This is a genomic window from Phyllobacterium sp. (genome assembly GCF_037994425.1).
Taxonomy (GTDB): domain Bacteria; phylum Pseudomonadota; class Alphaproteobacteria; order Rhizobiales; family Rhizobiaceae; genus Phyllobacterium.
Genome location: NZ_JBBNAM010000072.1, coordinates 100,770 through 115,192, shown reverse-complemented (window position 1 = coordinate 115,192; position 14,423 = coordinate 100,770). Strand labels below are relative to the sequence as shown.

Annotated in this window: 11 protein-coding genes; 5 read left to right on the top strand and 6 right to left on the bottom strand. The window is 59.8% G+C overall.

Going from position 1 to position 14,423, the window contains the following annotated elements:
* The 3 genes from AAAB35_RS05525 to AAAB35_RS05515 all read left to right on the top strand — a co-directional run.
* A partial coding sequence (locus AAAB35_RS05525) for an ROK family protein (protein ID WP_340667211.1) occupies positions 1-777 on the top strand: 777 nt, incomplete at its 5' end.
* A 2-nt stretch (positions 778-779) separates the two neighbouring features.
* Positions 780-1,223, top strand: a complete 444-nt coding sequence (locus tag AAAB35_RS05520; protein WP_340667210.1) for an RbsD/FucU domain-containing protein — start codon at positions 780-782, stop codon at positions 1,221-1,223.
* On the top strand, positions 1,220-2,152 hold the full coding sequence (locus tag AAAB35_RS05515; protein ID WP_340667209.1) for a carbohydrate kinase: 933 nt from the start codon (positions 1,220-1,222) through the stop codon (positions 2,150-2,152). The genes AAAB35_RS05520 and AAAB35_RS05515 overlap by 4 nt, the downstream gene beginning before the upstream one ends.
* Before the next feature lie 173 nt (positions 2,153-2,325).
* On the opposite strand, the gene AAAB35_RS05510 is transcribed toward AAAB35_RS05515, so the two are convergent.
* The 4 genes from AAAB35_RS05510 to AAAB35_RS05495 form a co-directional block, all read right to left on the bottom strand.
* The gene (locus AAAB35_RS05510; protein WP_340667208.1) at positions 2,326-3,930 is read right to left on the bottom strand and encodes an ABC transporter ATP-binding protein; all 1,605 of its coding nucleotides are present in this window, start codon (positions 3,928-3,930) and stop codon (positions 2,326-2,328) included.
* Between the two features lies 1 nt (position 3,931).
* Positions 3,932-5,071 (bottom strand): ABC transporter permease subunit, encoded by a 1,140-nt coding sequence (locus tag AAAB35_RS05505; protein ID WP_340667207.1) that lies wholly within the window; start codon positions 5,069-5,071, stop codon positions 3,932-3,934.
* Positions 5,064-5,987: an oligopeptide ABC transporter permease OppB gene (oppB, locus tag AAAB35_RS05500; RefSeq protein ID WP_340667206.1), complete on the bottom strand. Its 924-nt coding sequence runs from the start codon at positions 5,985-5,987 to the stop codon at positions 5,064-5,066. Before oppB ends, AAAB35_RS05505 begins: the two co-directional genes overlap by 8 nt.
* A 229-nt stretch (positions 5,988-6,216) precedes the next feature.
* Entirely contained in the window at positions 6,217-7,812 is a 1,596-nt protein-coding gene (locus AAAB35_RS05495; RefSeq protein ID WP_340667205.1) for a peptide ABC transporter substrate-binding protein, read from the bottom strand.
* A 493-nt stretch (positions 7,813-8,305) separates the two neighbouring features.
* Between AAAB35_RS05495 and AAAB35_RS05490 the strand changes: the two genes are divergently transcribed.
* Positions 8,306-9,100: a DUF1295 domain-containing protein gene (locus AAAB35_RS05490; protein ID WP_340667204.1), complete on the top strand. Its 795-nt coding sequence runs from the start codon at positions 8,306-8,308 to the stop codon at positions 9,098-9,100.
* A gap of 6 nt (positions 9,101-9,106) precedes the next feature.
* Here the strand turns inward: AAAB35_RS05490 and AAAB35_RS05485 are convergent, their stop codons facing one another.
* Complete coding sequence (locus AAAB35_RS05485) at positions 9,107-10,732, bottom strand: cisplatin damage response ATP-dependent DNA ligase (RefSeq protein ID WP_340667203.1); 1,626 nt, start codon at positions 10,730-10,732, stop codon at positions 9,107-9,109.
* Positions 10,732-11,745, bottom strand: a complete 1,014-nt coding sequence (locus AAAB35_RS05480) for a ligase-associated DNA damage response exonuclease (protein WP_340667202.1) — start codon at positions 11,743-11,745, stop codon at positions 10,732-10,734. Before AAAB35_RS05480 ends, AAAB35_RS05485 begins: the two co-directional genes overlap by 1 nt.
* Positions 11,746-11,895: 150 nt before the next feature.
* On the opposite strand from AAAB35_RS05480, the gene AAAB35_RS05475 reads away from it, so the two are divergent.
* Positions 11,896-14,412 (top strand): ligase-associated DNA damage response DEXH box helicase, encoded by a 2,517-nt coding sequence (locus AAAB35_RS05475; protein ID WP_340667201.1) that lies wholly within the window; start codon positions 11,896-11,898, stop codon positions 14,410-14,412.
* The last annotated feature ends 11 nt before the right edge of the window (positions 14,413-14,423 follow it).

Below are 14,423 nucleotides of genomic sequence, written 5' to 3'. Positions count from 1 at the left end.
GGATTGACCCGCAAGCAGCGCGAGCGCATTGCCGGCATTGGCATTGCTGCGCCGTTCGAACTGTGGAAATGGGCCGATACGCTCGGCGGCCCGCAAGACGTCATGGATGAGTGGCGAGATTGCGATGTGCGTGCCCGCATCGAGGCCCTTTGCCCCTATCCCGTCTATTTGCAGAACGACATGACGGCAGCCTGCGGCGCCGAGCTGGTGTTCGGCAAGGCCAAGGATATCAGCGACTTCGTCTATTTCTATATCGGTTCATTCATCGGCGGAGGCATTGTCATCAATGGCAATCTCTATGCCGGGCGCAGCGGCAATGCCGGCGCGCTTGGCTCGATGCCGGTGCCGGGTAAGGATGGGTTCGCGCGCCAGCTCATCGATATCGCCTCGATCACCGCGCTCGAAAAAGTCGTGACCGGCCTTGGCCGTGATCCCTCCCCGCTGTGGGCTTCGCCCGAGGATTGGGGGCAGATGGGCCCGGAGCTCGATCAATGGATTGACCAGGCAGCCAAGGCAATTGCGCAGGCTGTTGTTGCCGCTTCCTCAGTTGTCGACTTCGAGGCAGCGATAATCGATGGCTGGATACCGCAAGATGTCCGTGCGCGCATCGTGTCGGCGGTGCGCGCGCATGTCGGCACATTTGATCTTGAAGGGCTTGAACTGCCTGCGATTTTCGAGGGCACGGTCGGCATCCACGCCCGGGCGATCGGGGCCGCGAGCCTGCCGCTGGCCGATCGCTTCCTGATCGGCCAGAAGATCTACAGGAAGGTGGACTAGTCATGCTGATGGGGATTGCGCCCATATTGGGGCCGGAGCTCTTGTTCACGTTGCGTGCCATGGGCCATGGCGACGAGATCGCGCTTGTCGATGCAAACTATCCGGCACAGGAGCACGCCCGGCGGCTTGTTCGTGCAGACGGGCTGCCGCTTGTTCCCCTGCTTGATGCTGTTCTCCAGCTGTTGCCCGTCGATGATTTCGTGCCAGAGGCGCTGTTTCGCGCTTCGGTCAGGGGTAATCCTTCTCACGCTGATCCGGTGCACGCGGAGATGGAGAAGGTTTGTGCGCGCCGCGCCAAGGGATTTAAGCTGGTTGCGCTTGCCGGTGATGCCTTCTATGCACGCGTCAAAGCCGCGCACACGGTCATTGCGACCGGTGAGCCACGGCTCTATGCCAATATTGTCATCCGCAAGGGTGTCATTTATCCAAGAAAGAACGAGCTATGATCTTGTGTTGTGGTGAAGCCCTGATCGACATGTTGCAAAGGAAGAGCGAGGCGGGGGAAGCGGCATTTGCACCCTATGTGGGCGGAGCGGTTTTCAATACGGCGATCGCGCTCGGCCGGCTCGGCGTTGCAACAGAGTTCTTTTCAGGGATTTCCTCCGACTTTTTCGGGAAGATGCTGCTGGATAGCCTCGCTGCCAACAAGGTCGGCACCAGCTATGCCCACATCTCGCCGCTACCAACGACCCTTGCCTTCGTCCGCCTGACCGATGGGCAGGCGAGCTACATGTTCTACGACGAGAACAGCGCCGGGCGTTCGCTTGGCATCGAGCACTTGCCAGTGCTTGGCGACGATGTGACCGCACTTCAGTTTGGAGCAATCAGCCTTATCCCGGAACCCTGCGGCTCGACCTACGAGGCGCTGATGGGGCGTGAGCATGAAAGGCGCGTAACCATCCTCGATCCGAACATCCGCCCGGGGTTCATACCCGACAGGCAAAGGCATCTGCAGCGCATGCGCCGCATGATTGCCATGACCGATATTTTGAAGATTTCCGACGAGGACATGCGCTGGTTTGGTGAAAGCGGAACGATGGACGATATCGCCCGGCGCTGGATCGTCCCTGCGGGAGAAAGTGGGCCGAAACTCATTCTCCTTACCCATGGCGCCGAAGGCGTGACCGGCTACACGTCGGACCTGACCATTCGTGTCGCGGCCGAGAAAGTGCCAGTCGTCGATACGGTCGGCGCTGGCGATACCTTCACCGCTGGCGTTGTTGCGTCGTTGGAACAATCAGGATTGCTGACCAAGAATGCGCTGACGCGCCTCACCGACAATCAGATCCGCCAAGCGTTGCAGCTTGGTGTCAAGGCAGCGGCGATCACGGTTTCGCGGGCCGGAGCCAACCCGCCGTGGCGTTCGGAACTCTAGTTTGACGCACCAGCCAAAGCCCAGCCCGATGTCGGGTAAAGCAATAGCTGCCTTTTAGGCCTTGGGCAGTGTGAACCCTGGCGCTGGTATCGATGAAAAATCACCGATATGCGCGGCCTTGTGGCGGCCGCGTCGTCTTGGTCGATGTTTGCAGGCCTTTTGCAAGACGGTGACTACTCCAGATCGAAGGCCGCTGCCATCAGCGTTTTCGTGTAGGCCTGGTGCGGGGTTTCGAAGATGTCCTCCGTCGCGCCCTCCTCGACGATCTTGCCGTTTTTCATGACGATGACGTAGTCGGACATCGCCTTGATGACGGCTAGGTCGTGGCTGATGAAGATATAGGAGAGGTCGTGCTTGTCCTGCAGGTCGCGCAGAAGGTCAATGACCTGCCCCTGCACGGAACGATCGAGCGCTGATGTCGGCTCGTCAAGAATGACCACTTTCGGCTTCAGGATCATGGCGCGGGCAATGGCGATGCGTTGGCGCTGGCCGCCAGAGAACTCGTGCGGGTAGCGATTGCGCGCCGCCGGATCAAGTCCGACCTCCTTCAACGCTGCGATGGCCCGCCTGTCGCGCTCGGCGCGCGAGAGCTGCGGCTCGTGAATGAACAGACCCTCGGTGATGATCTCGCCGACGGTCTGACGCGGCGACAGTGATCCATAAGGGTCCTGGAACACGAGCTGCAATTCGCGCCGCAGCGGGCGCATGGCCGAACGGTCGAAGTTGGAGATATTCTTGGAGCCGAAATGATATTGACCGCTGCTGGGCAGAAGCCTGAGCAGCGCCCGTCCGAGCGTCGATTTGCCCGATCCCGATTCGCCAACGATACCGATGGTCTGGCCCTTTTTCAGCCTGACGGTCACCCCGTCGACGGCGCGAAACAGCGTCTTGGCGCTGGTAAAGAACCCGCCGCCAATGGCGAAATCAACGGCGACATTCCTTCCCTCAAGAATGATCGGAGCGTTGTCCGCTGGCGCTTCCTTGTTGCCGCTCGGTTCGGCAGCAAGCAGCATTTTCGTATAATCTTCCTTGGGGTTTTCGAAGATATCCTTGATGCTGCCGCGTTCCACGACGTCACCGCGGCGCATGACGACGACCCGGTCTGCGAAATGCTTGACGATGCCGAGATCGTGGGTAATGAGGACGATGGCCATGCCGAAACGCTGCTGCAGCGATCGCAACAGATCGAGGATCTGCGCCTGGATTGTCACGTCAAGAGCGGTCGTCGGTTCGTCGGCGATGAGAAGGTCCGGTTCGTTGGCAAGCGCCATGGCGATCATGACGCGCTGGCGCTGGCCGCCGGACATTTCATGCGGATAGCTGTTGATGCGCCGCTCGGGTTCGGGAATGCCGACGAGCTTCAGCAGTTCCAGGACGCGCACCTTCGCCTGTTTGAACGACATCCCCTTGTGATGCACCAGGGGCTCGGCGATCTGGCGGCCGATCGTATAGAGCGGATCAAGCGATGTCATTGGTTCCTGAAAGATCATGGTGATCTTTGAACCGCGCACCTCGTTGAGGCGTTTCAGCGGCAGGCCGATCAGCTCCTTGCCGCGATACTTCGCCGAGCCGGTGACGCTGCCATTGTTGGCAAGCAACCCCATGATGCCCATCATGGTCTGGCTTTTTCCGGAGCCGGATTCACCGACGACCGCCAGGGTTTCGCCTGGCTTTACATCAAGATCGATGCCCTTAACGGCATTGACGTCGCCGTCGGGTGTGGTGAAGTCGACCTTCAGTCCGCGCACAGACAAAATATTCACATTGGTGTCCGTCATATCAGCGGTCCTTGGGATCGAGAGCATCGCGCAGTCCGTCGCCGATGAAGTTGAGCGAGAACAGCGTCAGGACAAAGAAGATGGCGGGAAAGATCAGGAACCACGGCGAGGACTGCATCTTGTTCGCGCCGGCCGAGATCAACGCACCCCAACTTGTCAACGGCTCCTGCACACCCAATCCGAGGAAGGACAGGAAGCTTTCGAGCAGGATAACCTTTGGTACCACCACGGTGACGAAGACGATGACGGGCCCGATTGTATTGGGAATGATATGGCGGCGGATGATCTGCCAATCGGTAAGGCCGAGTGCCTGCGCTGCACCAATGAACTCGCGCCGCTTGAGTGCCAGCGTCTGACCCCGCACGATGCGCGCCATGTCGAGCCATTCCACCGCGCCGATCACCAGGAAGATGAGGATGAAGCTGCGGCCGAAGAAAACGACGAGCACCACGACGAGAAAGACAAAGGGTAAGGAATAGAGGATCTCGACGAGGCGCATCATGACATTGTCGACGCGCCCGCCGATATAACCGGAGATCGCGCCATAGACGACACCGACCACCAGTGAAACGAGGCTGGCGAGGAGACCGACGGCAAGCGAGATTTGACCGCCCAGCATGACGCGCGCCATGAGATCGCGGCCATTGTCGTCAGTGCCGAAAAGAAAGTATTCGCGCTTGACCTCGCCCGAAAGCTTCAGGGTCTTGCCGTCATCCTCCGTTGCCCTGACCTTCGTATTGTCGAACTCGTTGGCGCGGTCGAAATAACGTGTCACGCGGGGATCGATTATCTGTTCGGAATGGATGGTCGCTGTGAAATTGTTGCCGTCGACGGCAAACTCGGCAAGTTCAACACGCGCCCGGCTCGCGACGCCCTTCATCACGTCATTGAGCGTATCTGCCTTGGGGTAAGGCTCGAGACTTGGACCCATATTGACGTAGGACGGAAATACCTGGTCATAGGTGTGGCTGAGGAAATAGGGGCCGAGGAAGGAAAAAATGGTGATGAGCGCGAGCATCACGCAACCAGCCATTGCTGCATAGTTGCGGCGAAAGCGCATGACCGCGAGCTGGAACAGGCTACGTCCCTTGGATTCCTCTGGCGGTATGACGGTCGTGGGGATGTCGGTCAAATCAGTCATGACGAACCCTCGGATCAAGAAGGCCGTAGAGAATGTCGACCACAAGATTGAAAACAATGACGAAAATGGCAACGAGCACCACTGTTCCCATCACCAGTGTATAGTCGCGATTGATCGCCCCGAGGACGAAGTAGCGGCCGACCCCCGGGATCGTGAAGATCGACTCGACGACGGCCGAACCAGTCAGCAATGCCGCGGCGCAGGGCGCAAGATAGGAGACCACGGGCAGCAGCGCGCCGCGCATGGCGTGCGTTACGACCACAACCTTTGCCGGCAGGCCGTAAGCGCGCGCGGTCCGGATGTGATCGGCGTGCAATGCCTCGATCATCGACCCGCGTGTGAGGCGTGCAAAGACGGCAAGCTGCGGCAGGCCAAGCGTGATCACGGGGAGTATGAGGAATTTCAGCGAACCGTCACCCCAGCCGCCGGCGGGCACCCAGGCGAGCATCAGCGCGAAGATCAGGGTCATGATCGGGCCGACCACGAAGTTTGGCACCGTGACGCCGGTCGTGGCGACGGACATAACGAGGAAATCTATAAAGCTGTTCTGCCGCAAGGCGGCGAGCGTTCCGATCAGCACACCGCCGATCAGCGCAAAGAGCAGGGCGTAGGTACCAAGCTGGACCGAATAGGGAAGTCCCTTGCCGATGAGTTCAGCAATGGTGTTGTCCTTGTAGATGTAGCTTGGTCCAAAATCGCCAGTCACTGCATTCTTCAGGTACTGGAGGTACTGGTTCCACAGCGGCTGGTCGAGATGGTAGGCCCGCATCAGGTTTTCCATCGTCGCCGGCGGCAAGGGTCGTTCAAGGTTGAACGGTCCGCCGGGCGCAAAGCGCATGAGGAAAAACGAAATCGTGACGACAATGAACAGTGTCGGCACGGCACTCGCCAGTCGGCGAAGGACGAAATGAAACATCGAGTAAGTCTCTTCTTCTTGTCGGAACAGTTTCAAGAATGAGCTTGTGTTTCTCTCAACTTGAAGACTGCATCATCCCGTTGCACGGCGCAAATGGTTCTGCTCCGCCGACCCTTTGGAATCACCGGTTTAAAAGCTTAGAACTGATGGTTGCTGTCGGAACGTGGCGCATTGCGAGCCGAGCAAACGAACGGCGCGCAACCCGGCAGGCCGGGCTGCGCGCGTGATGCTATTCGACGCTCAGATACTTGCTCAGATGTTCATTGTTGGCGTTGTCACCCCAACCTTTCACCTTGTTGGCGACGAGCCAGAGGTTGGCGTCGTTCATCAAAGGTGCGACTGGCTGATCGCGCATGATCAGCGCTTCGGCCTCGTGCAGGATCTTGGAGCGGGCTGCGGGATCGCGCTCCTCATATGACTTCTTCATCAACGCATCAAAGTCCGGGTTCTCATAGTGCCCGTAATTGAAGGTCTTGTTGGTGCTGACGTTGAGGTTGAGGAAGTTTTCGGCGTCGGCATAGTCCGCGGTCCAGCCGGCACGCGCGACATTGAACTTGCCGCCTTCCTGCAGATAGGCGTAATGCGACGAAATATCGAGATTCATCAGCGTTACATTGGCACCGAAGGTCTTCTTCCACATGTCGGCGACAGCGGTGGCAACCTTCTGGTGGTTCGGGTTCGTGTTGTAGCGGATCTCAATATTGAGCGGCTTGCCGCCCTCGCCGTAACCGGCTTCCTTCATCAGCTCGATGGCCTTGTCCTCGCGGTCAAGCTGCGAAAGGTCGGCAAAGTCGGCCTTGGAGGGCTCGCCGTAATTCTCGAGGCCCGGAGGGACCAGCGAATAGACCGGAATCTTGGTGCCGTCGTAAATATCCTTGGCAAGGAAGTCTCGGTCGACAGCCATCGACAATGCGCGGCGCACGCGCACATCGTTGAAGGGTTCCGTGCGCGTATCGAATGGATAGTAGTAGGTCGCGGCAGCAGGCGTCACATGGACCTGCTTCGGATTGGCGTCACGCAGGCGTTTGATCTGATCCGACGAGAAATTGTAGACCAGATCGAGTTCACCGGCCTCGTAGCGGCGCAGGCCCGCGGCCTGATCCTCGAGCGGGTAGAAGATGACCTTGTCGAGCTTGACGTTCGCCGCATCCCAGTAGTGCTCGTTCTTGACGACCGTCAGGTGATCGTTTGGAACGTGCTCCACGAGCTTGAACGCACCGTTGCCGACGAGCTTGCCCGGCTTGACGAAATCGACGCCGTTCTTGTCGAAGCTTGCCTTGTTGACCGGCAGCGCCGACTGGTGTGACAGGAGTTCGATGAAGAATGGCGTCGGCCGCTCCAGCGTGATTTCGAGCGTCTTGTCGTTCACCGCCTTCATGCCGAGCTGGTCAACCGGCATTTTGCCCTTGTTGATCGCTTCGGCGTTCTTGATGGGATAAAGGATGTTGGCATAGCCGGCAGCCGTTTTCGGGTCTTCCTCGCGCTGCATCGAGAAGATGAAGTCTTGTGCAACGACCGGCGAGCCATCGGACCACTTGGCGTTCTCACGCAGCTTGAACGTATAGACCAGGCCATCATCGGATACGGTCCAGCTCTCGGCAACGCCCGGGACAATCTTGCCGTTGGCGTCGTAGATTGTCAGGCCTTCGTAGAGATCCTTTAAGATGAAGGCTTCGATGTCGATGGAAGTCTGCGACTGATCGAGGGTCTGCGGCTCACCGCTGTTGCCACGATGCAGCACTGCTTCGGCAAGCGCGGGGCTAGCCGCCAGCATGAGCGATCCAAGCAGCACGGCCGCGCGGATGTTGAATTTCATAAAGGTCATTTTTCTTTTCCTTCCCCTCTGAGAGAATTGCGAAGGCATGAACAAATGACAAAATTTTCCCAAACGCAAGGAGGGTATAATGCTTTCGTTGTAATATTTTCGCCGCATCGGGCTTACGAACACGTCAAAAAATTGTTGCACCATATGGACCAGATGGCCATTTGGCGGCGTTTTTCCCCGCAAATGCGGCAAATTCTGGCCAGGGCAAAACAAGCATCGATTGTGTGGAAAAACCGTGGTTCGGCTCTCCAATCCGGGGGCAAGGGCTCTTCAGGCGCGCTTCGATGCGACTTTCGCCGCCCGCGAATTGCGCATCGAGAACGACAAAGAAGAAGCAAAAGGTCAGCTGACCTCCGCGGGCCGGGCAATGCCGGCGCCGGCGCTACCTTCCGTTGGTCTGAATTGTCCGGTGTGACGTATACTCTTGGCTCGTGAGTCGTTCGCTCCCCTTGAGCGATACCCGGCGCACAAGCTGGAAAGAGGTTGGGATTACATGTCGGCAGTTGTCATTCTCATCGTTGCGACACTTGCCATGTCCGCACTCATGGCGCTGGCCTGGCTCGTGCAGCGGGCAAGCGCGCATGACGGGTGGGCGGACGTCTTCTGGTCGTTCGGGGTCGGCGCGGTTGGCGCTCTTGCCGTGCTCGCGTCGAGCGCTATGGCCTCCCCTGCCCGCCAATTCCTGGTCGTGATCCTTCTTGCTCTCTGGTCGCTGCGGCTCGGCGCACACCTTTTGTGCAGGACGCTGAACAGCAGCAACGACCCGCGCTATGCCAGGCTGCGGATGGAATGGGGGCCGCTTGCCGCCTCGCGCATGTTCTTCTTCCTGCAAAGCCAGGCTTTCGCCGGTGCGATGCTCGTGATCTGCGTCTATATCGCAGCTGCTCGCCCCGACGCTGAGCTCGAATTTCCGGACTACCTTGGCGCGTTGATCATGCTCGTTGCGCTCACAGGCGAAGGTATTGCCGATTGGCAGCTCAAGCGCTTTGGCAAGGACCCTGCCAACCACGGCAAGATTTGTGATGTCGGTCTGTGGTCGTGGTCGCGTCACCCCAACTATTTTTTCGAGTGGCTCTGCTGGACGTCCTATGTTTTCATCGGCGCCGATTTCGATGGTGACTACACCCATGGCTGGCTGACACTGGTCGCGCCGGTGTTGATGTATGTGCTTCTGCGGCACATTTCCGGCGTGCCGCCGCTTGAGGAACACATGCTGACAACGCGCGGCAATGCCTTTCGCCAGTATCAGCGGCGCACCAGCACCTTCTTCCCGCGGCCGCCGCGATAAGGTCAATCAGTCGACCGGTTCAAAATCCCGTAGCAGCGCTTCAAGTGTTTCGAGCCGGTCTGCCTCGATCGGCGGCTTGTCCCAGCGCAGGCGCGAAATGCGGGGAAAGCGCATTGCTACCCCGGACTTGTGGCGTTTCGAACGATTGAGCCCTTCGAAGGCGACCTCGAGGACAAGACCATGTTCGGGCTCGGCGCGCACTGACCGCACCGGGCCGAAACGCTCGGTTGTGTTGTTGCGCACATAGGCATCAAGCTGCTTCAATTCATCGTCCGTGAAACCGAAATAGGCCTTGCCGACCGGAACGAGGTGCGGCTCCGTCTCCGGCCCCGTCCATACGGCGAACGTATAATCCGAGTAATAGCTCGATCGCTTGCCATGGCCGCGCTGGGCGTAGACGAGCACGGCATCGATGGTGAACGGATCGCGTTTCCACTTGAACCATGGTCCCTTTGGCCGGCCCGGCACATAAGCGGATGAGCGCTGCTTGAGCATCAGGCCCTCGATCACCGGATGCGGCGGGTTGCGGCGCAGCTCGACGAGGTCCTCAAATGTGCCATAGGCAATGATGGGCGACAGATCGAAGCGGGTCGGCTCGAGCGTCTTCACGAACGCTTCAAGCCGCCCGCGCCGCTCGGCAAACGGCAAGGCGCGCACGTCGTCAACGCCATCGAAAAGAATGTCATATACCCGTACGAAAGCTGGGTGGCTCGCCAATTGCTTCGCCGAAACGGTCTTGCGGTTCAGCCTTTGCTGAAGGTCGCCGAAGGCGCCGATCTCGATGCCACTTGCAGCACTGCGACCGACAAGCAGTTCACCGTCGAGCGCGCCTTCGAAGGTCATGGCGTCGGCAATATCGGGGAAGGCGTTTGAAATGTCATCGCCAGTGCGCGAATAGATCCGTCGTTGCCCGCCTTGCGCGGCAAGTTGCACCCGGATCCCGTCCCACTTCCACTCGGCGGCATAGTCTTCAGCATTGATCCTTCCATAATCGGCCACCTCGAGAGGGGTTGAGAGCATGACCGGGCGGAAGGGCGCCGCGGCGAGGCTTTGCGGCTTGTCGGCTGCATTTTCGAGCCAGGCAAACAGGGCCTCATAGGGCGGCTTCAAGCCGTGCCAAAGCTCTTCGATTTCCACCACGTCCACATCGCCAAACTGTGCCAGCGCCTGCTTGGCAAGGCGCGCCGACACGCCCATGCGCAGTCCGCCTGTGGCAAGCTTGATCAGGGCGTAGCGTGCCGAAGCATCAAGCTGGTCGAGCCAGCGCTCGACCAGGCGCAGGGCGTCGCTGCGTGAAGCCAGCGCCAGGGATTGAACGACATCGCCGAGCGAGGGCGCTGCATTGGCGCGCACTGGCTCATCAGCCGACCAGACCAGCGAAATGGTCTCGGCGAGGTCACCAACATAGTCGTAAGAATAGGCAAAGAGTTGCGCATCGATGCGCTCGGTGACAAGGGCGCGCAGCATGGCAGGCTTGACGTTGGCGATATCGAGGTCGCCGGTGATGGCCGCGAGCGCCAGACCGCGATGCGGATCAGGCGTCACGCGGAAATAGTCGACGAGCAGCGTGATCTTGCCATTGCGTGCCGGGGTCAGGACAAGCCGGTCAAGGAGTGCCGCAAACTCTTCCATCAGTCACCCTCGTCCTCATAGCCGACGAGATGCAAGGGCCGCGCGGCGATGTTGGTAAGCTCGCACCAGCGCACCAGGGCCTCCTCGCGGCCGTGGGTGACCCAGACCTGTTGCGGCCCGAGTTCAGTAATGGTCTGGGTGAGCTCGTCCCAGTCGCAATGGTCCGACAGAATGAGCGGCAGTTCGATACCCTGTTGGCGCGCCCGCTGGCGAATGCGCATCCAGCCCGAGGCAAAGCACGAGACGGGGTCGGGAAAGCGCCGCGCCCAGCGGTCGAGAAACGCCGATGGCGGACCGACAATGATGCTGCCGGCAAAATCGGTCGTATTGTCTTCGACCGTTGCGGGAGCAAGCTTGCCGAGGTCGATGCCCTGTGACTGATAGTAATCGCACAGCTTTGCCAGTGCACCGTGAATGTAGATGGTCCGGTCGTAACCGGCCTCGCGCATCATGCGAATGACGCGCTGCGCCTTGCCGAGGGCATAGGCGCCGACGAGGTGCGAGCGCTCCGGAAACTGTTCGACGGATTTCAGAAGCTTGGCGATCTCATCGCGGCTGTCTGGATGGCGAAAGACCGGCAGGGCGAAGGTGGCCTCGGTAATGAAGACATCGCAGGCGATGGGTTCGAAACCAAGGCAGGTCGGGTCCGGGCGCCGTTTGTAGTCGCCCGAGGCGACGATGCGCATCCCGTCCTTTTCAACAGCGATCTGGGCAGAACCGAGCACATGGCCCGCCGGGTGGAAGCTGACCGCCACCCCCCCGATATGAGTGGTGGTGCAAGGTTCCGCCGCCTGCGTTGCGCCGGCAAAACCCGCGCCGTAGCGAAGCCCCATGATATCGAGTGTCTGCCGGGTCGCCATGACCTTTGCATGTCCTGAACGGGCGTGGTCCGCATGCCCGTGGGTAATCAGTGCACGCTCGACCGGACGCACCGGATCGATGTAGAAATCACCGGCCGGCGAATAAAGGCCAAGAGGCGTCGAACACAGGAGCGCTTCCGGGCGAGCTAGCATCGATATCTGCTCCGAGGGGGTGAATATACCATCGATTCCATTCGATTTGGTTTAAGTCACTGCGACAACGAACATAGGGCGCATTTGGCTCCGCGCAATGCTGACAAAGAGAACTTGGCGCATTGAACCCATGCCACTACATTTGCCGCAGTGAGCACCCGCAACGCCCCCATCGCCGCAATCGGCGCACCGCTATTGCCGCCCGCCTTCCTGCACTGGTTCCAGTCGAAGGGGTGGTCACCACGCGCCCATCAGCTTGAACTCCTGCAGGAGGCGCAGGCAGGCAACTCCACCCTCCTCATTGCCCCGACCGGCGCCGGCAAGACGCTTGCAGGTTTCCTGCCAGCGCTTGTCGACCTTTGCGCTCGCGGCAAGCACAATGCGAAAAAAAGAGGCGTTCATACGCTCTATATTTCGCCGCTCAAGGCACTTGCCGTCGATATCCACCGCAATCTTGAAAAGCCGATCGAAGAGATCGACCTAGGTATCTCGCTGGAGACCCGCACCGGCGATACGCCTGCTTATAAGCGTCAGAGGCAAAAACTGGCGCCGCCCGACATACTTTTGACGACGCCGGAACAATTGGCGCTGCTCATAGCCAACGGGGACGCCGCACGGTTTTTCGAGGATCTGCGTTACGTTATCTTCGACGAGCTTCACTCGCTGGTAACCTCGAAACGCGGTCATCTGCTTTCGCTTGGCTTGGCGCGCTTACGCCTACTGCAGCCGGGCCTGCAAACGATCGGGCTTTCCGCGACCGTCGCTGATCCTGACGCACTGCGGCGCTGGCTGTTGCCACAGACAGAACGCGCGCCCATGGCAAGCCTCGTGACGGTCGAGGGTGGCGCAAAACCGCATATCACCATCCTCGACACCGAAGACCATGTGCCCTGGGCCGGACATTCGGCAATCTACGCCATTGCCGGCATCTATGACGCGATCAAGGCGCACGGGACAACGCTGATCTTTGTCAATACCCGCAGCCAGGCCGAGCGGCTGTTCCATGATCTTTGGATGGCGAACGAGGACAACATGCCCATCGCCCTGCATCATGGCTCGCTCGACGTCAGCAAGCGCCGCAAGGTCGAGCAGGCAATGGCCGCCAATGCCCTGAGGGCCGTGGTTGCCACCTCGACCCTCGACCTCGGCATCGACTGGGGCGATGTCGATCTCGTCATTCATGTTGGCGCCCCGAAGGGCGCAAGCCGCCTTGCCCAGCGCATCGGGCGCTCGAACCACCGCATGGACGAGCCGTCGCGCGCCATCCTCGTCCCTGCCAACCGATTTGAGGTCATGGAATGCCAGGCTGCGCTCGATGCCAATTATATCGGAGCGCAGGATACCCCGCCGCTCGGTGATGGTTCGCTCGACGTGCTGGCGCAGCACGTCCTCGGCATGGCCTGCGCCAAGCCGTTTCGCGCCGACGATCTTTATGCCGAGGTGATCACGGCCCTGCCCTATGCAAACCTGCCGCGCCTGACATTCGACCGGATCGTCGAATTTGTCGCGACGGGCGGCTATGCGCTGAAGAGTTACGAGCGCTTCGCCAAAATCAGGCAGACCATCGACGGCACATGGCGCGTCACGCATCCGCGTTTTGCCCAGCAATACCGGCTCAATGTCGGCACGATCATCGAAGCTCCGTCGCTTAACGTCAGGCTCATCCGGCAGCGGGGTAAGGGTCTCGCCGTTCGTGGCGGGCCGGTTCTTGGCAAGGTGGAGGAATATTTCATTGAAGCTCTGGCGCCGGGCGATACGTTCTTCTTTTCCGGGCGCGTGCTGCGCTTCGAGGGCATTCGCGAGAATGAGTGTCTCGTCTCGAAGGCCGATGGTTTCGATGCGAAAATCCCCGCTTACGCCGGCGGAAAGTTTCCCCTTACCACCTATCTTGCCGATCAGGTGCGGGCAATGCTGGCCGACCCGAAGCGCTGGGGTGCACTGCCGGATCAGGTAAGCGACTGGCTGCGCATCCAGAAGGACCGATCGATCATTCCGCAACCTGGCAGCCTGCTCGTCGAGACGTTCCCGCGCGGCGATCGCTCCTATCTCGTGACCTATCCCTTCGAAGGCAGACTGGCGCATCAGACGCTCGGCATGTTGCTGACCCGCCGTCTCGAACGTGCCAAGGCGCGCCCGCTCGGCTTTGTCGCGACGGACTATGCGCTCACCGTCTGGGGGCTGCGCGACATGGGCCGCATGTTCAGAAAGGGCGAATTGCCTCTGTCCGAGCTCTTCGACGAGGACATGCTGGGAGACGATCTTGAAGCCTGGCTCGCGGAAAGCTGGATGCTGAAGCGGACTTTCCGCAACTGCGCGCTGATTTCAGGGCTCGTCGAGAAGCGTCACCCCGGTCAGGAGAAGACCGGGCGGCAGGTGACGGTCTCGACCGATCTAATCTACGATGTCCTGCGCGAACACGAACCGGATCACATCCTGATCCAGGCGACACGGGCTGATGCGGCCACCGGTCTTCTCGACATATCCCGTCTTGCGGATATGCTGGGGCGAATCAAAGGCAATATCATCCATAAGGACCTTGATCGAATCTCGCCCCTGGCCGTTCCCGTCATGATGGAAATCGGCAAGGAACGCGTGCCGGGCGAGGCGCATGAAAGGCTCCTCGAAGAGATTGCCGACGAGCTCAGCCGCGAGATGGAACGCAAGTGAACCTGGCATTA